This is a genomic window from Leptolyngbya sp. GGD, assembly GCF_026735145.1.
GTDB classification, from domain to species: domain Bacteria; phylum Cyanobacteriota; class Cyanobacteriia; order Leptolyngbyales; family Leptolyngbyaceae; genus Leptolyngbya; species Leptolyngbya boryana.
The window spans coordinates 834,802-856,957 of record NZ_JAPQKE010000003.1 but is presented as its reverse complement, the minus strand read 5'-3'; the positions used below and the strand labels follow the sequence as shown (position 1 = coordinate 856,957).

Below are 22,156 nucleotides of genomic sequence, written 5' to 3'. Positions count from 1 at the left end.
TTTGATCGAAGACATTCACGCGCAAAATTTAAACATCGCGCAGGGATACAAGGATTCAATGAAGATATCCGTAGAATTGCTAGACAGAAGACCAATAATTGACGATAAGAGTGAGTGGAGACTCTGAATCCTTAATTACTTTTTGACCTCCACTTTATCCTATTCACTTTCACATCTAAAGCTCATGGTTTCACCCCCTCCTTCTGTTACTCAACTGCAAAAACCGAAATATGTTTACTTTGGCGGCAAGATTTGCCTTTGGGAAGAAGCCAATTTTCATATTTCGAGTGAAGCTATACTTCGAGGACTTAACGTTTTTGAAGGTCTCAAAGGATACTGGCAACCGGACGGAAGTTTCGGTATTGTGGCAATGCGAAGACACTACGATCGCTTAATTCGCTCTGCCAAAGTGCTCTATATCCCTTTCGAGATGAGTTACGAGGAATTCGAGCAGGCACATCATGATTTGGTCAAACTGCTGTGGCGACCCGATCGCAATATGTGGGTCAGAGCCACTCTATACGGCGATGAAGGCTTCTGGGGCGAAGGCAGTACGAGCAATCTCGTTCTCACCGCATATCAAACTCCCATGACCCGCCCTGCTCCTATGAATTTGGGGGTTACGCCTTGGAAGCGCGGGTCAGATTTAGCGCTGCCTGCACGCGTGAAAACCAGCACAAATTATCAGATCGCTCGCTTCGTCAAGATCGAAGGACGCGATCGCGGATATTCCGACATGATTATCCTCAACGAATCAGGACGAGTCGCTGAAACCCTACAAACTTGTGTTCTGGTCGTGCGAGATGGCAAAGTTTTCACACCTCCAGCGTGGGAAGGTGCGCTAGAGAGCATCACTGTTGATATCATTGAAAGCCTATGTCAATCGATGGGCATCCCGTTTGAGCGTCGCCCAATCGAGCGTACCGAGTTGATCATCGCTGATGAAGTCGGAATCGTTGGAACCTTGAGCGAGGTTACACCTGTGAAATCGGTTGAGAAAACCGTGTATGGGGATTCTCCGATTATCAATGCGATCGCGGAACGGTATCACAATGCTGTGACTGGACTTGATCCGCATCCGGCTGTTGATTTCTCTCTGATTCCGGCTCCTAGTAAGGTTGCATCAGCTCCCGAGCTAACTACAGTTGGCTAATTGATCAAACAAAATCCAACCCTTGCCATTGCTGAAGAGATTCCAGCAATGGCTTTTTTCTTTTCTAGACACCATTTTTTCACAGCGCATCAGAAGAGAGTTGTTTGCTTTGCCTGAGCGAATCCATCCATCAGACCGGATCTGAAGGCGAATGAGATAGAACTTCGGGCGATTGTGATTTTCATTCCTCCAATCCCCTTTTTGATTTCTGTAAACTGAAGGAATGGGACAGCAGATTCAACCGCTACCGATCGACGTAATTCACCTCATCGCCGCTGGAGAAGTGATCGACTCTCTTGCCGCAGTTGTTCGTGAACTCGTCGAAAACGCCATTGATGCTGGAGCAACTCGAATTACTGTTTCCATTTGGGCAGACCAGTGGCGAGTACGAGTTGCAGACAATGGGGCAGGCATGACTTTGGAGAACTTGCGCCAAGCTGCACAGCCGCATAGCACCAGTAAAATTCGCGATCGCGCCGATCTCTGGCAAATTCATAGTCTAGGATTTCGAGGCGAAGCATTACACAGTCTGGCGCAACTCTCTAGTTTAGAAATCCTCAGCCGCAGTGCTTCAGAACCGGGATGGCGCGTGGCTTATAGTTCTGAGGGAGAAGCGAATCAAATCGAATCGGTTGCGATCGCACCCGGAACGATTGTCATAGTCGATCGCTTATTTGAAATTTGGGAAGCGAGACGGGAAGGACTGCCATCTATTTCACAGCAGTTAAAAGCAATTCAACAAACGATTTATCAAATTGCTTTAGCTCATCCGCGCATCACCTGGCAGGTTTATCAAAACGATCGCGTATGGTTTAATCTCTGGGGCGGTCACTCTGCGAAAGATCTGCTTCCGCAATTGTTGAAAGATGTGCGAATCGAGGATTTAACAGAACTGCAATCGCCTGGAATTTCTGTAGTCTTGGGATTGCCCGACCGCGCTCATCGACATCGCCCAGACTGGGTAAGAGTTGCGATCAATGGGCGATTTGTAAAATTTTCAGATCTAGAACAAACGATCTTAGGCGCATTTCGGCGAACGTTACCTCGCGATCGGCATCCGATTTGCTTAGTTCATCTGCACCTTAATCCTGAACATATCGATTGGAATCGCCACCCTGCGAAAGCTGAAGTTTACGTACATAACTTGGACGAGTGGAAAGAGCGGGTAAAAAGTGCGATCGCTCAAGCGCTTCGCATTCATCCTGATACGGTTCCCGATAGTCTTTATACGGCTCAAGCGAGCCAGTTGATCAAAGCTGCTGAATCTGAGGCGGGCTATCATGTATCACGTGAAATCCGTCCCGAACCTGCTCCCCTTTCTCCGTTGAAAGCTCTGACTCAAGTTCACAATCGCTATATTTTGGCAGAACATGCTTCAGGTATGTGGTTAATCGAACAGCATATTGCCCATGAGCGGGTGTTGTTTGAAGAAATTAGCGATCGCTGGCAGCTCATTCCACTCGAACCTGCGATTGTTCTGAATCAGCTTTCTAGCTCTCAAATCGAACAGCTTGAGCGGATTGGGATTGAAGTTGATCCGTTTGGAGAACAATTGTGGGCAGTCCGATCGGCTCCTGAGTTGCTCGCTCAACGCGAGGATTGTGCCGATGCATTGATTGAATTGAGTTTGGGGGGAGATTTGCAGGCGGCACAGGTGGCAGTTGCTTGCCGAAGTGCGATTCGGAATGGAGTGCCATTGTCGCTTGAGGAAATGCAGAGTTTAATCGATCGCTGGCAGCGCACTCGAAATCCGCGGACTTGTCCACATGGTCGTCCGATTTATCTATCGTTGGAAGAATCGAGTTTGGCGCGATTTTTCCGCCGCAGTTGGGTGATTGGCAAAAGTCATGGACTTGAGTAATTGTCCAACTTGCTCAAATCCAATGCTTCTGAATGCATTAACTGGCTATTCAATAAATCCAATCACACGGACTTTTGCATTAGGAATCTGAGCATACTGTTTTGATTTTTCCTCAATTTCTTGCAGTTGCCCAAGCGCAAGCCCACAGGGTCTTCCGTATTTTGCTTTGACGCGATCGCTGGCAATATTCAAGGCAGTTCGCGATCGCTCAACAAAATCGTCTAGCGCGTAATCTGTGTTGGGACTAAAGTACTCTTTAACAATCAGCGAGGGAGAATAGCAAGAATCTTGTGTTCCGTCAGACCAACGGATTTGAAACCGGATTTCAGGCATAAAGTAAAGTTTGGTAGTGGTGAATATGTTGCTGAGCGGAAATTTCCCAAGTGTATTGGGAGAGAACCGATTGGCTCTGAGCGACTAGAGAATCGGCAGAATCAAACACGGAACACATTGCTGAGGCAATCGCATCAACTGAGTAAGGATCAACGAGTAGCGCTTGCGTTTCGTTGAGAAATTCAGTAAACGGCGGCTGTTTGGAAGTAATTACAGGAATTTTACTAGCGATCGCTTCTAAAATGACTAAGCCCCAACCTTCTTTTACAGATGGAAATACAAAAACATCGGCGCTCTGGTAGAGCTTGGGTAGGTCAGCATCAGCAACTACGCCAAGTAGTACCAGTGAGTCTTTTAGATTGAGAGATTCGGCGATCGCAAAAAATTCATCACGATACTCTTGATAGTCAAATAAAGTCGCTCCCCCTGCAATCACCAATTGCGCTTGAGGAAATCGAGTCAGAACTTGCTGAAAAGCTTGCAAGAGACGGATAGAGTTTTTTCGGGGTTCAATGCCGCCGACGGTCAGATAGATGGGATGACCTGAAAAATCAAAGAAATGATCTTGAGCCGAAAATCGTTTGAGGTTTACGCCATTGATCACACGTGGAGCATTGATTTGATATTGTTCTTGGAGTTCAGACTTCCAGCGATCGCTGACACAAAAGCACAGAGAAGCTTCTCGAATCGATCGATCCTGACAGTGTTGCAAATAAATACTTTGATAGTCTTCAATATGATGCACCGTGCGAACAAAATGCGGGATATATCCTTGTTCTCGCAAAATTGCTAGCGCATTTGCACTCAAACAATCCTGAGCATGGTAGCAGTCAAACTGCTGCGGAAACTGATTGAAGTAATTGACAAATTCTTGAATCCGTTGAGCAATCAGTTGGTCAATTTCCGATGGAGCAGGATGGGCTGGAATCAATTTCACCTGGCAAGAGAGCGGATAATCAAATCCCTTGCCATCTTTATCCAGCGCAAACACACAAACAGAATGTCCTAAATCATGCAAAGCTTCTGCAAGCTCTAAGGTATGAATGACACTTCCTCGCGGTTTGGTTGAGTAAGTCAGGAGTGCGATTTTCATGGTGCAAACCCTGTCAGTCCCTGCTTAGAGAGATCCCAGAATTCGAGCGATTCACCATACGATCGTAGAATCAACTGCGGATTCGCCTGAATCTCTCCAACAACTTCACAGACTAAATCCTGTTCTCGAAATAAAGCTTGCACCTGCTGAACGAGAGGAGGCGCAATACTCAATAAAAAGCCATAGCTTGGAAAATGCACTAACCACTCGTGCAATGCAAGCTCATTCGGGCAGGGAACTTGTTCAAGATTGAGAATCGCTCCACAGTTAGAAGTCTCTAACAACATAATCAGCGTTCCAATAATGCCGCCCATACTGATATCTTTGCCTGCCTTGCAAAGCCCAGTTTCAGCTAGTTTTGGCAAAATCGACAAGTTCTTTCGCAGTTGAGTTGGATCGGCATTAGTTGCAGCATTCCAGAAGGGATAGTTGGGATAAGGTTGACCTCGAAGATCAGTAGCAACTAATAATAAATCTCCAGGTTGAGCATCAAAGCTAGTAATCACACGATTTGCGCGTCCCAGAATTGCGACAGATAATGCTGTATAAGAACTATGGCAGTTTGTGTGTCCGCCAACAATGGGGACATTGTAAGCCGCAGATGCAGCTCTCATTCCTTCCCAGATTGCATCTGTATTCTGCCCGGTTTTGCTCCAAATCGTATCGACAACCGCGATCGGAGTTCCTCCCATCGCATAGATATCACTCACATTCACCATGACTGCCGACCAGCCTGCAAACCAAGGCTCCTGCTCGACAAATTGCGGTAACATTCCCTCAGCCGCAAAGAGAAGATAGCCATCGCGATCGCGAATTGCTGCGCAATCATCCCCTAATCGAATTTTTGCATTGCTCCAGTCAGATTTCAACGCATTCGCCGCAGTTTGAATATCTTGCTTTTGCAGCAACCCCAAAGAGCGATGAAGTTGGTCAGCCAGAGATGACAGCATCAAGATGCCTCCCGAACCTCAAGAATTGGGCGCGGTTCAGTTCCGGGCGGATAGAAATCGAGGTCAGCTTCCATCAAATGGTGAGGTCGATCGCAGATCATCAGTTCTTTTTGCGATCGCCAATGTAATCTTTGAAAGAATCGCACATTTTGAAGCTGAACGGTGGCTAAGAATTGCTGACAGCCCCAAGTATTTGCAGTGGTAACTGCTTTGTAGATGAGACCTTTGCCAATCTGCCAGCCTTTTCGATAGTCTGGATGCGTGCCTAATCTGCCACCGTACCAGATGCCAGGTTCGATTTCGTAGATTCTCACAACACCGACAACTTGAGCCTGATCAACGGCAATAATCGGATAGGAAATTCGATCAAGTTCGTCTACATCATCTTCAAATAGCTGTTGTTCTTCTGTAAAAATTAATCGACGCAGATCGAAGTAAGCTTGAACTTCTCTCGCGGATTGAGCAAGTTTAAACTGATAGGACATAGGTTAGGATTCAAAATTCGACAGCTAAGACTCAAAATTTGATAGCTAGGAACTTGCGGTTAATAAAGTCCCTAAGCTCCGATTCTGCCTCGCCCTCGATTAAAATCGGGGCTAATAGAGAAAAGTCCACTGAAGGGACTGGAACACTCTCAGGCTGGCTGTTTTAGTCCCTTTAGTGGACTTCGTTTTGTTAACCCCGATTTTAATCGAGGGCGGAATCGCAACGCAGCGAAAAAATGTTTTCTGGTACACGATTAACAAACTATTCCCCTAAGACTCAAAATTGGATAAAGCAGAGCAAGCTCCACATTTTGCACAGCCTGCTTTCATCTCAGTTGCAGAGAAGTCTGATTGCTGGATCATTGCTCCAACTTGCTGATACAAAGCCAGCATAAAGTCACGATCTGGAGCAGCATGTCCTTCTAAAGGCGTGCCTGTAATCGGAACAAACGGCACAACAAAAGGATAAACACCGAGACGAATTAAGCGATCGCACATTTCAATCAAAGTCTCTAAGCTATCACCGAGTCCTGCAAGCAAGTAAGTGCTAACTTGACCCCGACCAAACACTTTAACAGATGCCTCAAAAGCTTTGTAATAGTAATCTAGTGGCACAGAAGCTTTGCCCGGCATGATTTTTGCTCGCACTTCTGGATCAGCCGCTTCTAAGTGCATTCCTAAGCTATCCACTCCAGCCGTTTTCATCCGATCGAACCAAGCAAAATCATCCGGTGGCTCACATTGAGCTTGAATGGGAAGATTTACTTTTGCTTTGATAGCGGCTGCACATTCTGTCAGGTAAGCTGAACCGCGATCGCTCGTATTTGGTGTTCCGGTCGTCATCACCATGTGTTTCACGTGATCGAGCCGAACTGCCGCTTCTGCAACTTCTGCAAGTTGCGCTGGCGTTTTACGAGCAATAGTTTTCCCTGTCGCTAAAGATTGCCCGATCGCGCAAAACTGACAAGCTGTAGCCGCATCGCTGTATCGCATACAGGTCTGCAAAACTGTGGTTGCAAGGACATCATGACTATGAAGTAACGCAATCTTCCAGTAAGGAATCCCGTCTTCTGTGGTGAAGTTGTAGAACTTGGGTTGCTTAGGAAAACTAATCGGGGCGATCGCTTCTCCATTTAGTTCTAAAACTTGAGCCGTTTGATTAGTGCTATAGGGAGAACTTGCAGCAGGTGTATTGTAAATCGGAACCATAATGGTTGTTCCTTCGATCGTCACTGCTTTGTGATCTGAAGGTCCTGCTCCACCTTGTCGCCCTGATGCACCGATTTGAGAGTCAATCAGCTTCAATCCATGTGATTGTAAGTCCGTAATGAGTTGTTGCTTATTCATTGAGGTTAGGGATTAAAAACTGTTCTGCTGGCTGCACTTCGAGCGACTCCTTTAGCACCGTTTGAGTATCAAAATTTGCCTGCAACTGAAGGAGATCAGGACGAGCATAATGCCCCACAGAATCCATCATACGCTTGCGCTTCGTAATCAGCGAGAAATCGAGATCCGCGATCGCAATTCCTTCTCCTTCTAAAATCGGTGGACAAAGATGATTACCTTCGGGACTAATAATTGCGGTATTACAACCACCTGTTAGAACCTTCTGAAGCTTCTCATCGCTCGTAATTTGTGCAACTTGCTCAGGCGAGAGCCAACCTGTCGCATTCACAACAAAGCAGCCTGCTTCTAAAGCATGATGGCGAATGGTAACTTCGATTTGATCCGTAAAAATTTGCCCAACCATTGAGCCTGGAAACTGTGAACAGTGAATTTGCTCATGCTGTGCCATCAAAGCATAGCGCGCGAGTGGATTGTAATGCTCCCAACAGGCAAGCACTCCAAGCTTCCCGATCGCAGTGTCGATCGCTTTTAGTCCCGCACCGTCTCCCTGTCCCCAAACCATGCGCTCATGGTAAGTTGGCGTAATTTTGCGGCGCTTCAAAACCAAGGTTCCATTCGCATCAAAAACAAGCTGAGTGTTATAGAGCGATCCGTTGTCTCGCTCGTTCACTCCCACAACGACAACGACACCATACGATCGAGCAGCACGAGCGATCGCATCTGTGACTGGACTAGGAACAATCACAGCTTCTTCGTACAGCCGCATGTGTTCTTTGCCCATTAGCACTGGAGGCTGAATGAACGAGAAGTAAGGATAGTACGGAATAAAGGTTTCTGGAAAGACAACGAGCTGCGCGCCTGATTTGGCAGCGGACGCGATCGCGTCTAAAACCTTCTCGGTTGTCCCATCACGGCTAAACAGGACTGGACTAATTTGTACGGCTGCCGCTCGAACAATGTGAGCATCTGTCATTGTGGGAGAGGTAAGTGAAAATTAGACTTGCAATCGGAGATTTTCGGAGCTTTTAAAGTGTCCAGGTATCGAGGATAAATGCACCATCTTTGCGATGCATCAGAACGAGATCCAAGACATCTAATGGATTGATCGGTCGAATTCCAGGAATTAAAGAAGGTTCACCATGACCATAGAGCGCTTGCAATGCAAAGCGACAGGCATAAACTTTGCCGCCTTCTGCCATGAATTTGCTCAGTTGATCATTGAAGTTCTGGTGTCCTGGAAAAGCAGAATCTCCGAGTTTCGGGAAGCCGCGTTGTACCCCCAAAGTTACACCAGGTCCATAGAGCAAAATCGAAGTTTCAAAGCCTTTTCTGAGTAATCGGGTAGCTTGAAGCAAGTTCACAAATCCGATCGAGCCTTCAAAAGCAACGGTGTGAAACGTGACTAAAGCTTTCTCGCCAGGTTCCGCTTTGACATCTGGAAAAACTTTTTCTTCGTAGTCTACAAAGAAATCGCCAGTTTGATGTGCGGGAGCTGTAACCTCTGGCATAGCGATCTCCTTAAATTTGATAGATGAGCTTGCTGCAAGATTAGTGGGGATTGGTTACTAACTTTTGTAGTGCTGGCTACTAGAACTAGAACACTGATCATAAAACTAGGGAGCTTGATCGAAGGGTTACACAGCTAGCAAAACCCAAAAACTGACCTATCTAAATCAACAGGTCATGATCCGAGTAAAAACTCATTCACAACACTCCAAGCACTATCTTGTGAGACTTTCTTTCTTGCAGCAATATAATCTGCAAGATACTGAGCATCTCTTGCAATGCCTGAAAATCGTCCAGAACCCCAGGTATAGAGCCAAGGTAAGCCGAGGAAGTACAAGCCCCAAATCTGCGTTACGCCGCGCTCGTGCCCAGGATAGCCTTTGCCATCAAACACTGGAACTTCCACCCAGCGAAAATCAGATTGATATCCGGTACACCACACGATCGCTTCAATGTCAGCAGCATTCAGCGTTAACTCTTCTGAGTCTGGCTCCCATACAGGTTGGTAAGGTGGCTCGATTGGAGCATCAATCTGGTTTTTTTCAATGAATTGATCGACGGTTCGCTTAATACTTTCGGCAACTGCATCGGCATGATCTAGGTTCTGTTTGAGATTGTTCTCAAACTCGATCGTGCTGCCATTGACATCTTTCAATCTGCCATAGAGCTTCATTCCTTCTCGGGCAAAGTGCCGCAAGTCAATTTCTCGTCCGCCATCGCGACCTGTGACATAGTGATTTGCTTTACTTCTGACCGATTCTTTTTGAGGATGATCGTCGATCGAGAGATCGTAGTACCCCATCTGATCTAACCAATCCACGATATCTTTACCGCGATACAGCCGAGGCGATCGCGGAGCACTTCCGACAGCAAGATGAACTTTTTTACCTGCAAGATGCAAATCTTCAGCAATTTGACAGCCGGATTGTCCAGTTCCTACGACCAGAATTTGATCGGGTAGGAAGTCTGGACTTTTGTATTCAGACGCATGGAGTTGGACGATCGCTGACGGAAATCGTTCAGAAAGACGTGGAATTTTCGGTTGATGGTAGCTTCCTGCGGCGATGACAACTTGATCAGCTGTGTAATTGCTAGCCGAAGTGGTTAGCTCAAATCGATCGTCATTTTTGATAATCTTCAAGACTTCAACACCTTCTCGAATCGGTGGATCGAACGAAGCAGCATAGCTCTTGATGTAATCCACGATCGCATCTTTTTGCATAAATCCGCGCGGATCGTCGCCTGAGTAGGGAAAGCCTGGGAGCTGACATTGCCAGTTTGGAGTCACTAAGCAGAAAGTATCCCAGCGTTTGGCTTGCCACGCATGAGCGATCTTATGTTTCTCGAAAATCAGATGCTCAATATTCTTCTGCTTCAGGCAATAGCTCATCGATAAGCCTGATTGCCCTCCGCCAACAATAATGACTGGATAATGGCTTTGCATTGAAAACTCCACGATCGCATTTTTAGGCAGCGTAAAGCGCGATCGTAGAGGAGCGTTGTAGTTTTCACTACCGGAAGGATGAGTCTAGCTGTAAAGAGAGTCAGCGCGATCGCACATCACGTCTCCCTCTCATTATCGATAGCTCATCAGATTTTACGCATCGGATTCATGAACTTGAGCATCAACGATTCTCGATTCACCGCTAAACCGCGTAGCCAAAATCATCGGCTAAAGTCGCCGCTTCTAAAAATTCAACTAGCCACTCTTTCACCTGATAGGTCGCTCGACAGTCATCTTCGTTGTACATCACGATCGAGTCTAAATAACTGCGATCGCTCGTTGCTAACCATTGAGCATACCAATAGATCGACTGTGCCCCATTTGCCGTCGAATCACGCCAATCAAACCCAACCCATCGCGCAATATGTTTCAGCGCATAGCTCTCAACCGGAAGCGTCACGGTCTGTGTGACGTAGTCATGCAAATCGATGAATCGCGTCAGCAGCGGTTTAACCAACTCATCAGGAGTCTCAAAGACTTTACCCAATCGCTCCATCGTCTGTACTTCATAGGGGCAAAAATGAAAAATGGGCGCATTCGGATACGCCCACATTAAATCCAACAATTTTTGCCACACTATCGCTTCTTCTTCTGGTTTCTCTGCAAGCAGGGGATGGAACGTTTCCGTCTGCTGGAGACGATCGACGACCAACACGCCATGCAAGTACACCAGATTCAAACTCGGCTCAGCTTCGATATCAAAATAAAGTTCGATCGCAGCCGTAGGAATCGTTGGCATCACAAACGGTCGTTTTCCTACCGTATGCGCGGCTAAACTTTCACCTAAGAGCGCCACATTCTGCAAAGTTGCTCGCGCTTGTCTGACCAACTTGCGCGCCGTCTCGCTGCCAAATCCAGGTAACGGTTCTAACTGATTTGCAGGAATTTCAGCTAGGGCTTCTAAGGTCGTAATATTTAACGCTTGTAATTGGGCATAACGCGATTGAGTCACACCGGGAAGCAGCGATAAATGATTGTCGGATTTGGCGATCGCATAACAATGACTGAACCAATGGCATAAACTACATCGACTGCGAGAAATAAACACTTCCGGTTCTTCTTCGCCTGTCACCGCTTCAATACAACTGGTCAGAATCGTTTCCATTCGCGGAATGATTTCCCACAAATCCACCGCAAACGCGCCCCGTTCTTTCAAAATCAACCAAGCTTCCTCGACCCAAGCTCCTTGCACCGCAGCCAGCACCTTCACAAAGTACGCCACGATAATTTGATATTCCTGCTTCGGACGCTTGCTGAGTTTGATCTCAGTCGGAACATAAATCCAATCGCCAAAAATGGATTGTCCCGGTCGTTTGACTAATAAATCTGGATTGGCAACGAGCGTTACATTTCCTTCTTCTGCTAACAGAATCGGCTGATAAATTCTTTCTACACCCGCCCGCATCAACTTCAAGGTTTCTTCCGCACCTTTTTGCCAATCTCCACTTTTATAAGTCGGTTGGCGATGTTCTTGATCTTCGGTTGCGAGGACTTGTCGGCGATTTTCTGCACTGTCTTGAATCAGTTTCAGCAGATAATCATTGGGCGGATCTTTTTGCTCAGCATCTCCATATCGATCGAGGAATGCTCGACGACTACAGCGTTGATAATTGAGCAGGAGATCAGCAGTAATAAACATGCCTATAAATTAACAAAAATTAGGCGGTCTGCGGGATCGTGTCTTCATCGTCAGATTACGCTCGATCGTCTTTCTCAATCACAATTTCTTAACAATTAGACATAGATCTAACTTATTCTAACAATCTGACTTTAAGCGGAAACTAAATGTAAATTAAGCTACGTTTTTTCAAAATGTCGGTTTTTCGTAAAAAAGAGATGCCCAGCTCAGGCATCTCTTGATCAAGTTGAAGTGAAAATTAAGAGCGACTATGCACGGTCAACAACATCTTTCGCTGCGTCTTTCACATCTTCTTTAGCGTTGCGCGCGCCAGCTTCGGCTTGTTTCGCTTTGCCTTCCATCTTGTCGGCTGGGTCGTTGGTGATGTTGCCTACAGCTTCTTGAACTTTACCTTCAACGTTCTTCGCAGCTGCCTTCGCTCTTTCTTCTAAACTCATGATCATTCTCCTTAGAAATTTGTTGATAAATCAGTCGATAGCGCTATCGATATGTATCGAATTTAACGATTTTTCTTAATTTTTGAGTCTGGCTAGAGTTGGATTGTTGCGTGATCAATTTCTCCCTCGATCGATAGAGAAGTGCCGCCACTGCCGGAAAAGAAACCGCTAAAATTGAATAGAACCCCAGTGAATTCACAATGCCAGAATTTAACATTCACACTCCCTTTGAGCCGACTGGCGACCAGCCCAAAGCGATCGCACAACTGGTCAAAAGTATTCAGGCAGGCAATCGTTATCAAACTCTGCTCGGCGCGACTGGAACCGGAAAAACGCACACGATTGCGAGAACGATCGAGAAAATTGGCAAACCGACCTTACTCCTAGCTCACAACAAAACGCTGGCAGCCCAACTGTGTAATGAATTGCGCGAATTCTTTCCGAATAATGCAGTTGAGTATTTCATCAGCTATTACGATTACTATCAGCCTGAAGCTTATATTCCGGTCAGCGATACTTACATTGAGAAAACTGCTTCGATTAACGAAGAAATTGATATGTTGCGGCACTCGGCAACGCGATCGCTGTTTGAACGTCGCGATGTGATTGTAGTAGCTTCAATTAGCTGTATTTACGGGTTAGGGATTGCTTCAGAATATTTGAATGCGTCGATTCCATTGCGAGTCGGAGAAGAGATCAATCAACGGCAAGTTTTACGAGATCTCGCGTCTGTGCAATATTCTCGCAATGATCTCGATCTGGGTCGGGGCAAATTCCGAGTCAAAGGGGATGTTCTAGAAATTGGACCAGCTTACGAAGATCGCATTATTCGAGTCGAATTTTTCGGCGATGAAATCGATGCGATTCGCTATATCGATCCGGTAACAGGTGCGACTTTGCAAAGTATGGACGCAGTGAGTATTTATCCGGCTCGTCACTTTGTCACACCCGAAGATCGATTACAGCAAGCTTGCGATGATATTGAACTAGAGCTAAGACAGCGTTTAGTCGAGCTTGAGACTGAAGGAAAATTACTAGAAGCTCAACGCCTAGAACAACGCACGCGCTACGATTTGGAAGTTTTGCGAGAGGTGGGATTTTGCAATGGCGTTGAAAACTATTCGCGACATTTAGCCGGACGCAATCCCGGCGATCCACCAGAATGTTTGCTGAACTACTTCCCGGATGATTGGTTACTTGCGATCGATGAATCTCACGTAACGATTCCGCAAATCCGAGGTATGTACAACGGCGACCAAGCGCGGAAGAAAGTGCTAATCGATCACGGTTTCCGGTTACCAAGCGCGGCAGATAATCGCCCACTGAAAGCAGAGGAATTTTGGGCAAAGGTGAATCAGTGTGTGTTCATTTCTGCCACTCCGGGCGATTGGGAATTAGAAGTTTCAGAAGATCACGTGGTTGAACAAGTGATTCGACCAACGGGTGTGCTTGATCCTGAAGTCTTTGTTCGCCCGACTCAAGGGCAGGTCGATGATCTGCTACATGAGATCAAAATCCGAGTTGAAAAACGAGAACGCACGCTCATCACGACGCTGACGAAGCGAATGGCAGAAGATTTGACCGAGTATTTTCAAGAGCGCGGCATTCGAGTCAGATATTTGCATTCGGAGATTACGTCGATCGAGCGCATCGAAATTCTGCAAGACCTGCGAGAAGGCACATTCGATGTGCTGATCGGGGTGAACTTACTGCGGGAAGGATTGGATTTACCAGAAGTTTCGCTGGTTGCGATTCTAGATGCAGATAAGGAAGGATTCTTGCGGGCGAAGCGATCGCTGATTCAAACGATGGGACGTGCTGCTCGACATGTAGAAGGAAAAGCCATTCTGTATGCGGATAATTTAACCGATAGCATGGCAGGTGCGATTAGCGAAACGGAGCGACGACGAGCTATCCAGATGGAATACAACGAAAAACATGGCATTGTTCCGAAGCCGATTATCAAGAAATCGAACAATGCGATTTTGGCATTCCTGGAAGTGTCTCGCCGTTTGAATGCTCAAGAGTTGGATCAAGTTTACGAGCAAGCAGATGAGATTCCTTTAGAAGATATTCCGACGCTGATTACTCAGCTTGAGGTGCAGATGAAGGAAGCAGCGAAAAAGATGGAGTTTGAGGAAGCAGCAAAATATCGCGACAAGATCAAACACTTGCGAGACAAGCTGTTGGGCAATCGAGCGTAATCGAGTAGAAGTCGGATTTTTCTCAAAGAATCCGACTTTTTGAGATTGAATTCACCCACTCATTCGGCAAAATCTACGACTTCAATCAAAAGATGGTAGGCTATTTGAACTACTTCTCAACGATAGTCTGTGGTCAAAAAAGCTGATATTGGTAGTAAACGTCTCATTAGTCTGGCACCGACTGCCTGGGTGCAATGGGTAACTCAGCAACCCGATGTGATTGCTCAAGGAATCCTCGGATCTGACTTTCAGTGGGTCAGTCGAGAAAACGATGTTTTGGTAAAAGCTTACAGTCCCACGCAGGGAGAGTTTCTAATTCTCAATGAGTTGCAGTTGCGCTACAACGACAAGTTGCCCGTGCGAATGCGAGCCTATGCAGCTCTAGCTGAAGAGAAGTACAGCCTCCCGACCTATCCAGTCTTAATCAACATCTTGCCCCCCGCATCTACAGTCACGATTCTCAATCGCTACGAATCAAATTTCATGGGGCTAGCGGTGCGGCAAGATTACCACGTGATTAACCTATGGGAAGTCGAAGCGACGATCGTATTTGAGCAATCGTTGAACGCACTTTTGCCGTTTGTCCCCGTGCTGAAGAATGGTGGAGAGACGACTGTGGTACAACGTGCCTTAAATCAATTGCGCAGGGACGAGCAATTAGTAGAATTGGAATCACTGCTGGCATTTTTTGCTAGTTTTGTGATGAGTAGTGAAGTTGTGCGGCAAATCATGAGGTGGGATATGGCAGTACTGCGAGAGTCACCCTGGTATCAGGAGATTTTACGAGAAGGAGAACAGCGGGAGCGATCGCTGATCTTAAAACAACTCACTCGTCGAGTTGGTGCTCCTTCACCAGAACTCACTGCTCAAGTTGAAGCATTGTCGATCGAGCAATTGGAAGCGTTAGGCGAAGCCTTGTTAGACTTCACCCAGAGCGAGGATTTGACAGCTTGGTTAGACCATAACGCCTAAGAGGATATTTTGAAGGTATAAAAAGATCCTTTTAGAGATGGCTAGAATTCTCATAATTTCTAGCCATCTCCGGATTGCTCTTACTTACGATAGCTTCTCGTTAGCGCATCCAATTTCGTTAACTCTTCCGGTTCCATCGTCCAGCCCATTGCTCCTGCATTTTGTTCTGCCTGACTTGCCGTTTTTGCTCCCGGAATCGGAATCACATTGCCCTGAGCAATTAACCAATTCAACGCCACCTGAGCCGGAGTGCGATCGTACTTTTTCCCAATCTCCGTTAACTGCTCAATCACAGGCATCAGTTTCTCTAACCCCTGCCGACTAAATTTTGGATCAAGCTTTCTCGCGCCGGTCACTGTATCTGAATTCTCCGGCTTATATTTGCCAGTCAGTAACCCTTGAGCGAGTGGACTATACGCCAAAATTGTTACGCCTAACTCTTTCGCCGTATCAAAAATCCCATTTGCCTCAATCTCGCGATTCAGCAGCGAATATCGGACTTGATTCACAGCAAGCGGCACTCCCTTTGCTGCGAGATACCCTTGTGCCTCTCGCATCTGATCTGCCGAATAATTACTCACGCCGATCGCTTGAATCCGTCCGCGATCGACTTCTGCGGCTAACGCTTCCATCAGCGTTTTTTTACTCATAAAAAAGTCAAACGGCATATGCACTTGATACAGCGCGATCGAGTCTACGCCCAAGCGCTGCAAACTTGCTGTTACCGCATCATGCACTGCATCCGCATTGAATCGCCACGGCAGCGGCATATACTTAGTCGCAATTTGAATCGGCTGCGGATTCTGCCGCATAAACTGACCGATAAATTGCTCAGACTTTCCCAATCCGTAAATTTCAGCCGTATCAAAAAACGTCGCACCCGCAGCGATCGCACGATCAAATGCCTGTTTTAGATCTGCTTCTCCATACTCTTTGCCAAAGCTCCAGAACAACGAATCGCCCCACGCCCAAGTTCCAATGCACAGGGATGGAACCTTCAAATCCGTTTTGCCGAGCGTCATCAATGTTTCCATGCAGATCTCACTTTGCGTTTGTAACGTTATTTTAAGTTTAATAATTGATTTCAATTCTGACATTCGCCTTTAGAACGACCTATCGACTGCCGTAAGCTAATGAATATCAATTCACAGCGTTAGATATTGTTATGGAAGCGGTAAGAACACCTCCTAAAATCAAGCTTTTTACGATGTTTCAACTTGGGTTGTACCAGATGGGACTCGGCATGATGTCAGTGCTGACGTTGGGAGTTTTGAACCGCGTCATGATTAAAGAACTGGCAATTCCAGCAACCCTCGCCGCCAGTGCGATCGCAGTTCATCAATTCATGGCTCCGGCGCGATTATGGTTTGGGCAACTGTCTGATGCAAAGCCGATCGCAGGCTATCACCGCACAGGCTACGTTTGGATTGCTTCGGTATTGTTTGCGATCGCTGCATTTCTTGCGGTTCAAGTCATGTGGCAATTGGGCGCGAGTTTGCAATCTGTAGGATGGGCAGCGCCGACTCAGATGTGGCTTGTCGTGTTGGGATTAGTGTTTGCACTGTATGGATTGACCTTGAGTGCAGGCTCCACGCCTTTTGCCGCCTTGCTGGTCGATGTGTCCGAGGAAGACAATCGATCGAGACTCGTCGGGGTCGTTTGGTCAATGTTGATGGTTGGAATTGTCTTGGGTGCAATTCTGAGTTCTCGATTGTTGCCGACTGAAGGCAGTATTCCACTCGAACAGTTGCGTCCAGCCGTCGATCGCTTATTTGTGATCATTCCAGGCATTGTTTGCGGGCTTTGTATCTTAGCAACGTTGGGAGTTGAGAAAAAGTATTCGCACTTTGCAACGCGATCGCAAGACAACGATCGCGAAGATCAAATTACATTGGGTCGCGCAGTCCGCGTGTTAACCGCTTCTCCACAAACAGGATTATTTTTCTCTTTCTTGCTCTTGATGACGATTAGCTTATTCATGCAAGACGCAGTGATGGAATCGTATGGTGGGCAAGTGTTCAAGATGTCGGTGTCCGAGACGACTCGATTAAATGCGTTTTGGGGTACGGGAACCTTGGTTGGCATTAGTAGTGCTGGCTTTGCGATCGTGCCACGGTTAGGGAAAACCAGAACTGCAAAGCTCGGCTGTGTGCTCGTTGCGGCTTGTATGACGTTGCTCATCTTTGCGGGCTTTATGGCAAATCCAAAGCTTTTGCAAAGCGGATTGTTCTTATTTGGGCTAGCTTCCGGCGTGACCACAACTGGGGCATTGAGTTTGATGCTTGATCTCACAGCAGTTGAAACGGCGGGAACATTCATTGGTGCTTGGGGTTTGGCGCAGGCGTTGGCGAGAGCGTTAGCAACGGTTATGGGTGGGGGTGCTTTGGATTTAGGAAAAGCCATTTTCCCGAATTTGACTTTGGCTTATGCGCTTGTGTTTGGGCTGCAAGCGATCGGCATGTTGATCGCCGTAACCTTACTCAATCGTGTCGATGTGAAAGCGTTTCATTTGAAGACGAAAGCTGCAATCTCGACAATTCTGCAAGGAGAGTTAGATTAGAAGATGTGTTTTTATTAAGTTTTGTTGCTTATGACCCGTCGAACTCTCATCCTTGGATTTTTCAGTAGTGTGCTGGCGATCGTTGCCAGCCTGAGCTTCACTTTTCCAGCGTTTGCCATGGGGGGAGTGCTCCCTGAGATTAATAAACCTGCACCCGAATTTACCTTGCCGAGCAATTCTGACGCAGGCATGGTTTCGCTCTCAGACTACCGTGGTCAATGGGTTGTGGCATATTTTTACCCGGCTGACTTTACACCGGGCTGTACATTAGAGGCGCGAAAATTTCAGGAAGATTTGCCGAAATATCGCGATCGCAATACGCAAGTGTTGGGGATTAGTGCAGATGATGTGAATTCTCACAGTGACTTTTGTGATTCTGAAGGGTTGAAATTCCCGTTATTGGCAGATGAGAAAGGCACAATCAGCAAGGCGTATGGGTCTTGGATCGGAGTTCGATCGGCGCGGCACACCTTCATTATTGACCCTGAAGGAATTTTGCGGGCGACGTTTACAGGGGTGAATCCGATCGTCCATAGTCGTGAAGTACTGGCGACATTGGCAGAGCTTCAGTAGTTTGTTCAAAACGATCACATAGAGCTTAGACCTCCGAGGTTTCCAAATCTTTGGAGGTCTAATTTTGTCTGAGCGATCGCCCAAATAAAACTCAATCTCATCCTTGCTAAAATGAAGCCGAGTTACACCTCATTCCATACAATGAACTCCCAAACTACACCGCGCCAACAACTGATTGAAGCGATTTCTGATCTGAGCGATCGTCAAGTGATTCTTCTGCTCCAGTGGGTCGAAACTCTACAGAAAACCCCCCCTCTTCCGCTGAACGATCCCACAACAGTTGACCCTCTAATTGAATTTGTCGGCTCAAATACCCACGGTCATCTTGCAAGCTCGATCGATGACACACTCTATGGTTAATTCCATTTTGATCGATACTTGGGGATGGTTAACCTTAAACGATGCTGGAGAACGGCGACACCAACAAGTTGCAACTCTCTATCGCACTCTACTTAAACAAAAAACACTGATCTACACAACAACGTTCGTCCTAGACGAAACCTTTACCTTATTTTTTAAGCGCCTCAATGCCTATCAAGCACAGAAAGCAATGCTTCAACTTTCTGCCGCATTCTCTACCGACCAATTTCAACTGATTCAGATAGATGAAACGCGCTTTTCCCAAGCCCAAACCCTACGCCTGAAGTATCTCGATAAACCACAGATTTCTTTCACGGATCTCACTTCAATGGCAGTGATGCAGGAGTTTGGCATTCTTCACGTCCTCACTGAAGATGCACATTTTATTCAAGTCGGGCTGGAATTTCAACGATTACCAGCACAATCATAAGTAGTGATAGAACATTTATCAGCGTTTCTGAGAATCGCTCCGAGGCGACAGAACCGTTTTATCCCAGAGTGAGAAATCGATTAAGAAATTCAGATCAATTAAAATGAGACTCATTCTCACTGTATGATGAAATTCGTCTTTTCATCGGTTGGAGTGTCTCTCATGAGAAGGAAATCGACGATCGCTTGTGCTACCTCTCTACTCATCTTTGGACTGCTCACAAGTTGTACACAGTCCGCCCCGCCTCCCCAAACGACTGGAGATGTCCAGTCTTCCCCTGCTGCGAATTCTGAGAAGAAATTGCGCGTCGTCGCCACTTTTCTCCCGGTTTATCTCTTCACCAAAGCCGTTGCAGGCGATGCGGCACAAGTTGATATCCTGCTCAAACCTGGAACCGAGGTGCATGAATATCAATCTACTCCGGCTGATGTCAAAGCCTTGAGCGAAACCGATGTCGTCGTCAAAAACGGCTTAGGCATGGAAGAATTTCTCGACGACACCATCAAAAGCGCACAAAACACTAAACTCAAAGTGATCGATGCCAGCAAAGGGATTACCCCGATCGGCGAAACCTCGCAAGTCGTCAAAACAGGGCAAGAAGCGGGACATGATCACGACCATAGCGACGGCAATCCGCACGTCTGGCTCGATCCCGTACTTGCCAAACAGCAAGTCACCACGATTCGAGACGGGCTGATCGCCGCCGATCCTAAAAATAAATCGAAATACGAAGCCAATGCAGCCGCTTATCTGCAACAATTAGCAGCACTCAATACTGAATTTGAACAAACATTAAAACCCTTTCAAGACCGTACCTTCATCACGTTTCACGATGCCTTTCCCTACTTGGCAAAACGGTATGACCTCAAACAAGTTGCGGTGGTTGAAATTCCTGAAGATCAACTCTCTCCAGCCGATGTGCAAGCAACAGTCGATGCAGTCAAACAATTTCAGGCGAAAGCCTTATTCAGTGAACCAGGGGTCGATAACAAATTATTGAATAGTCTTTCTAATGATCTCAAAGTGACGTTACGCCCTCTAGATTCTCTAGAAGCGGGAGAAACTGACCCTCAGTACTATCTCACAGCAATGCGATCGAATTTGCAAACTCTCACACAAGCCTTCAAGTGATTGATTCTATTTTGAAAGTCGAAGGACTGACGGTACAACGGGGACGATACACTGCGATCGAAAATATTTCGTTTGAAATTCCGGCGGGCAGTCTCAGTGCGATCGTGGGTCCGAACGGCTCTGGAAAAAGTACGTTAGTCCAAGCCATTCTGGACTTACTTCCCAAATCCACGGGCACGGTCGAAATTTTCGGTCGTCCGATTCGACGCTTGGGAAATTTGCGATCGCAGATTGGCTATATGCCTCAAAATTTCATCTTCGATCGCAGCTTTCCGATTTCTGTTGAAGAATTAGTCGCATTGGGATACACGGGAAAAGGGCAGAAACGAACTGCCGTAGCAACTGCATTACGTCGAGTGAATGCATTGCATTTACATCATCAAGCGATCGGAACGCTGAGCGGCGGCGAATTGAAGCGGGTTTTACTGGCATATTGTTTAGTCAGTCCTCGAAAATTGCTGATTCTGGATGAAGCTTTTGCAGAAGTGGATGTGCAGGGCGAGGCGGAATTTTATCAATTTCTGCACGAGCTTCAGCAAGAAGAACGTTGGACAGTGCTGCAAGTGTCGCATGATCTAGACATGGTGAATCGGCACTGCGATTATGTTCTGTGTCTGAATCGATCGCTCGTTTGCACAGGCAAGCCAGAGGTCGCTCTATCCCGCGATAATTTGCTACAAACTTATGGATCTGCCTTTAGCCGTTACCGACATCAGCACTAATTTGATCAATCTTGTGCAATATCCCTTTATGCAGCGCGCGATCGTTGCCGGGGTACTGATGGGATTGTTGTGTGGTTTTTTAGGCAGCTTTGTGGCGTTGCGGCAGTTGTCTTTCTTTTCTCATGCGGTGGGTCATGCAGCACTCGTTGGAATCGCGATCGGCGTTTTGTTGCAAATTGATCCAAACTGGACGTTGTTACCATTCACGTTACTGTTTGGGGTCGCAGTGCTTTATTTGATTGATCAAACCAATCTTTGGAGCGATAGTGTTCTGAATATTGTACTGTCGGGAGCTTTAGCGATCGGGGTGATTCTGACGACGTTTATTCAAGGCTATCGGGGCAATCTGATGGGCGTGCTGTTCGGAGATATTCTGGCAGTCAATTGGGCAGATATCACACTGACAGGATTGCTACTGATTGTGAGTGTGACGATCTTGATGGCGACGTTGAAACAGCAGATTCTTTTAACGTTGAATCAGGCAGTTGCTAAGGTACAAGGTGTTTCGGTACAGTTTCATCGTTATTTATTTGTGGTGCTGTTGTCGTTGACGGTAGCAGTAGCGATTAAAGCGATCGGGATTTTGCTAGTCAATGCGTTTCTTGTCATTCCAGCTTCGACTGCGAAATTGATCAGCCATCGATTTAACCCCTACTTAGCTGGATCAGTTGCGATCGGAGCATTGAGCAGCATTGCCGGAATGCTAGTGTCAGGTGCTTTCAATTTTCCTTCAGGCCCAAGCATTGTTCTGGTTCAGTTTTGCTTATTTATCGTAGTGTTTGTCGCTACGAAATCATTGGAACTCTGGCGGAGCAGAACTAAATTCAATAAGGCTTAGAGCTGCACGAGAGAGCCGCACGAGCGCGAGCGCGCCGCACGAGGTTGAAGCCCCGTGC

Annotated in this window: 22 protein-coding genes; 11 read left to right on the top strand and 11 right to left on the bottom strand. The window is 46.7% G+C overall.

The genetic code is table 11. From position 1 onward, the window contains the following. Nucleotides 1-184 precede the first annotated feature (184 nt). Together OU814_RS19105 and mutL are read left to right on the top strand one after the other, a co-directional pair. Nucleotides 185-1,153 carry an aminotransferase class IV gene (locus tag OU814_RS19105; protein ID WP_017288327.1) on the top strand — a complete coding sequence of 323 codons (969 nt, stop codon included), beginning with the start codon at nucleotides 185-187 and terminating at the stop codon, nucleotides 1,151-1,153. Nucleotides 1,154-1,376: 223 nt separating this feature from the next. Continuing rightward, entirely contained in the window at nucleotides 1,377-3,014 is a 1,638-nt protein-coding gene (gene mutL / locus OU814_RS19100; protein ID WP_268184724.1) for a DNA mismatch repair endonuclease MutL, read from the top strand. A 45-nt stretch (nucleotides 3,015-3,059) separates the two neighbouring features. Here mutL and OU814_RS19095 read toward each other — a convergent pair whose 3' ends face one another. From OU814_RS19095 to OU814_RS19050, 10 genes are all read right to left on the bottom strand, one after another. Beyond that, entirely contained in the window at nucleotides 3,060-3,347 is a 288-nt protein-coding gene (locus OU814_RS19095) for an MSMEG_0570 family nitrogen starvation response protein (RefSeq protein ID WP_017288325.1), read from the bottom strand. After that, nucleotides 3,340-4,440 (bottom strand): MSMEG_0565 family glycosyltransferase, encoded by a 1,101-nt coding sequence (locus tag OU814_RS19090; RefSeq protein WP_268184723.1) that lies wholly within the window; start codon nucleotides 4,438-4,440, stop codon nucleotides 3,340-3,342. The genes OU814_RS19095 and OU814_RS19090 overlap by 8 nt, the downstream gene beginning before the upstream one ends. Beyond that, nucleotides 4,437-5,390 (bottom strand): sll0787 family AIR synthase-like protein, encoded by a 954-nt coding sequence (locus tag OU814_RS19085; RefSeq protein ID WP_268184722.1) that lies wholly within the window; start codon nucleotides 5,388-5,390, stop codon nucleotides 4,437-4,439. Before OU814_RS19085 ends, OU814_RS19090 begins: the two co-directional genes overlap by 4 nt. After that, nucleotides 5,390-5,875: an MSMEG_0567/Sll0786 family nitrogen starvation N-acetyltransferase gene (locus OU814_RS19080; protein ID WP_190649264.1), complete on the bottom strand. Its 486-nt coding sequence runs from the start codon at nucleotides 5,873-5,875 to the stop codon at nucleotides 5,390-5,392. The genes OU814_RS19085 and OU814_RS19080 overlap by 1 nt, the downstream gene beginning before the upstream one ends. Nucleotides 5,876-6,145: 270 nt before the next feature. After that, nucleotides 6,146-7,222, bottom strand: a complete 1,077-nt coding sequence (locus OU814_RS19075; protein ID WP_268184721.1) for an MSMEG_0568 family radical SAM protein — start codon at nucleotides 7,220-7,222, stop codon at nucleotides 6,146-6,148. Beyond that, the gene (locus OU814_RS19070; RefSeq protein WP_268184720.1) at nucleotides 7,215-8,195 is read right to left on the bottom strand and encodes a Nit6803 family nitrilase; all 981 of its coding nucleotides are present in this window, start codon (nucleotides 8,193-8,195) and stop codon (nucleotides 7,215-7,217) included. Before OU814_RS19070 ends, OU814_RS19075 begins: the two co-directional genes overlap by 8 nt. Nucleotides 8,196-8,247: 52 nt before the next feature. Continuing rightward, nucleotides 8,248-8,730 (bottom strand): MSMEG_0572/Sll0783 family nitrogen starvation response protein, encoded by a 483-nt coding sequence (locus OU814_RS19065; protein ID WP_017288319.1) that lies wholly within the window; start codon nucleotides 8,728-8,730, stop codon nucleotides 8,248-8,250. A 173-nt stretch (nucleotides 8,731-8,903) separates the two neighbouring features. Further along, the gene (locus OU814_RS19060; RefSeq protein ID WP_268184719.1) at nucleotides 8,904-10,172 is read right to left on the bottom strand and encodes an MSMEG_0569 family flavin-dependent oxidoreductase; all 1,269 of its coding nucleotides are present in this window, start codon (nucleotides 10,170-10,172) and stop codon (nucleotides 8,904-8,906) included. A 202-nt stretch (nucleotides 10,173-10,374) separates the two neighbouring features. Continuing rightward, nucleotides 10,375-11,871, bottom strand: coding sequence for a TM0106 family RecB-like putative nuclease (locus OU814_RS19055; RefSeq protein WP_017288317.1), 1,497 nt, complete (start codon nucleotides 11,869-11,871; stop codon nucleotides 10,375-10,377). 248 nt (nucleotides 11,872-12,119) lie between these two features. Beyond that, entirely contained in the window at nucleotides 12,120-12,308 is a 189-nt protein-coding gene (locus OU814_RS19050) for a CsbD family protein (RefSeq protein WP_026148649.1), read from the bottom strand. 200 nt (nucleotides 12,309-12,508) lie between these two features. Between OU814_RS19050 and uvrB the strand changes: the two genes are divergently transcribed. Beyond that, entirely contained in the window at nucleotides 12,509-14,512 is a 2,004-nt protein-coding gene (gene uvrB / locus OU814_RS19045) for an excinuclease ABC subunit UvrB (RefSeq protein ID WP_268184718.1), read from the top strand. A 129-nt stretch (nucleotides 14,513-14,641) separates the two neighbouring features. Then, a complete protein-coding gene (locus OU814_RS19040; RefSeq protein ID WP_017288314.1) occupies nucleotides 14,642-15,484 on the top strand; it encodes a DUF4351 domain-containing protein in 843 nt (280 codons plus the stop codon). 80 nt (nucleotides 15,485-15,564) lie between these two features. Here the strand turns inward: OU814_RS19040 and OU814_RS19035 are convergent, their stop codons facing one another. Next, nucleotides 15,565-16,518: an aldo/keto reductase gene (locus OU814_RS19035; RefSeq protein ID WP_268184717.1), complete on the bottom strand. Its 954-nt coding sequence runs from the start codon at nucleotides 16,516-16,518 to the stop codon at nucleotides 15,565-15,567. A 131-nt stretch (nucleotides 16,519-16,649) separates the two neighbouring features. Here OU814_RS19035 and OU814_RS19030 point away from each other — a divergent pair, with 131 nt between their 5' ends. The 7 genes from OU814_RS19030 to OU814_RS19000 all read left to right on the top strand — a co-directional run bounded on the left by OU814_RS19030 (nucleotide 16,650) and on the right by OU814_RS19000 (nucleotide 22,098). Beyond that, nucleotides 16,650-18,044: a BCD family MFS transporter gene (locus OU814_RS19030; RefSeq protein ID WP_268184716.1), complete on the top strand. Its 1,395-nt coding sequence runs from the start codon at nucleotides 16,650-16,652 to the stop codon at nucleotides 18,042-18,044. A 30-nt stretch (nucleotides 18,045-18,074) separates the two neighbouring features. Next, nucleotides 18,075-18,617 carry a peroxiredoxin gene (locus OU814_RS19025; RefSeq protein WP_017288311.1) on the top strand — a complete coding sequence of 181 codons (543 nt, stop codon included), beginning with the start codon at nucleotides 18,075-18,077 and terminating at the stop codon, nucleotides 18,615-18,617. Nucleotides 18,618-18,758: 141 nt separating this feature from the next. Then, a complete protein-coding gene (locus OU814_RS19020; RefSeq protein ID WP_017288310.1) occupies nucleotides 18,759-18,977 on the top strand; it encodes a hypothetical protein in 219 nt (72 codons plus the stop codon). Then, the gene (locus OU814_RS19015; protein ID WP_190649288.1) at nucleotides 18,970-19,407 is read left to right on the top strand and encodes a type II toxin-antitoxin system VapC family toxin; all 438 of its coding nucleotides are present in this window, start codon (nucleotides 18,970-18,972) and stop codon (nucleotides 19,405-19,407) included. Before OU814_RS19020 ends, OU814_RS19015 begins: the two co-directional genes overlap by 8 nt. 162 nt (nucleotides 19,408-19,569) lie before the next feature. After that, nucleotides 19,570-20,538, top strand: coding sequence for a metal ABC transporter solute-binding protein, Zn/Mn family (locus tag OU814_RS19010; protein WP_036045906.1), 969 nt, complete (start codon nucleotides 19,570-19,572; stop codon nucleotides 20,536-20,538). Then, nucleotides 20,535-21,260 (top strand): metal ABC transporter ATP-binding protein, encoded by a 726-nt coding sequence (locus tag OU814_RS19005; protein ID WP_017288307.1) that lies wholly within the window; start codon nucleotides 20,535-20,537, stop codon nucleotides 21,258-21,260. Before OU814_RS19010 ends, OU814_RS19005 begins: the two co-directional genes overlap by 4 nt. Then, nucleotides 21,223-22,098 (top strand): metal ABC transporter permease, encoded by an 876-nt coding sequence (locus OU814_RS19000; protein ID WP_017288306.1) that lies wholly within the window; start codon nucleotides 21,223-21,225, stop codon nucleotides 22,096-22,098. Before OU814_RS19005 ends, OU814_RS19000 begins: the two co-directional genes overlap by 38 nt. The last annotated feature ends 58 nt before the right edge of the window (nucleotides 22,099-22,156 follow it).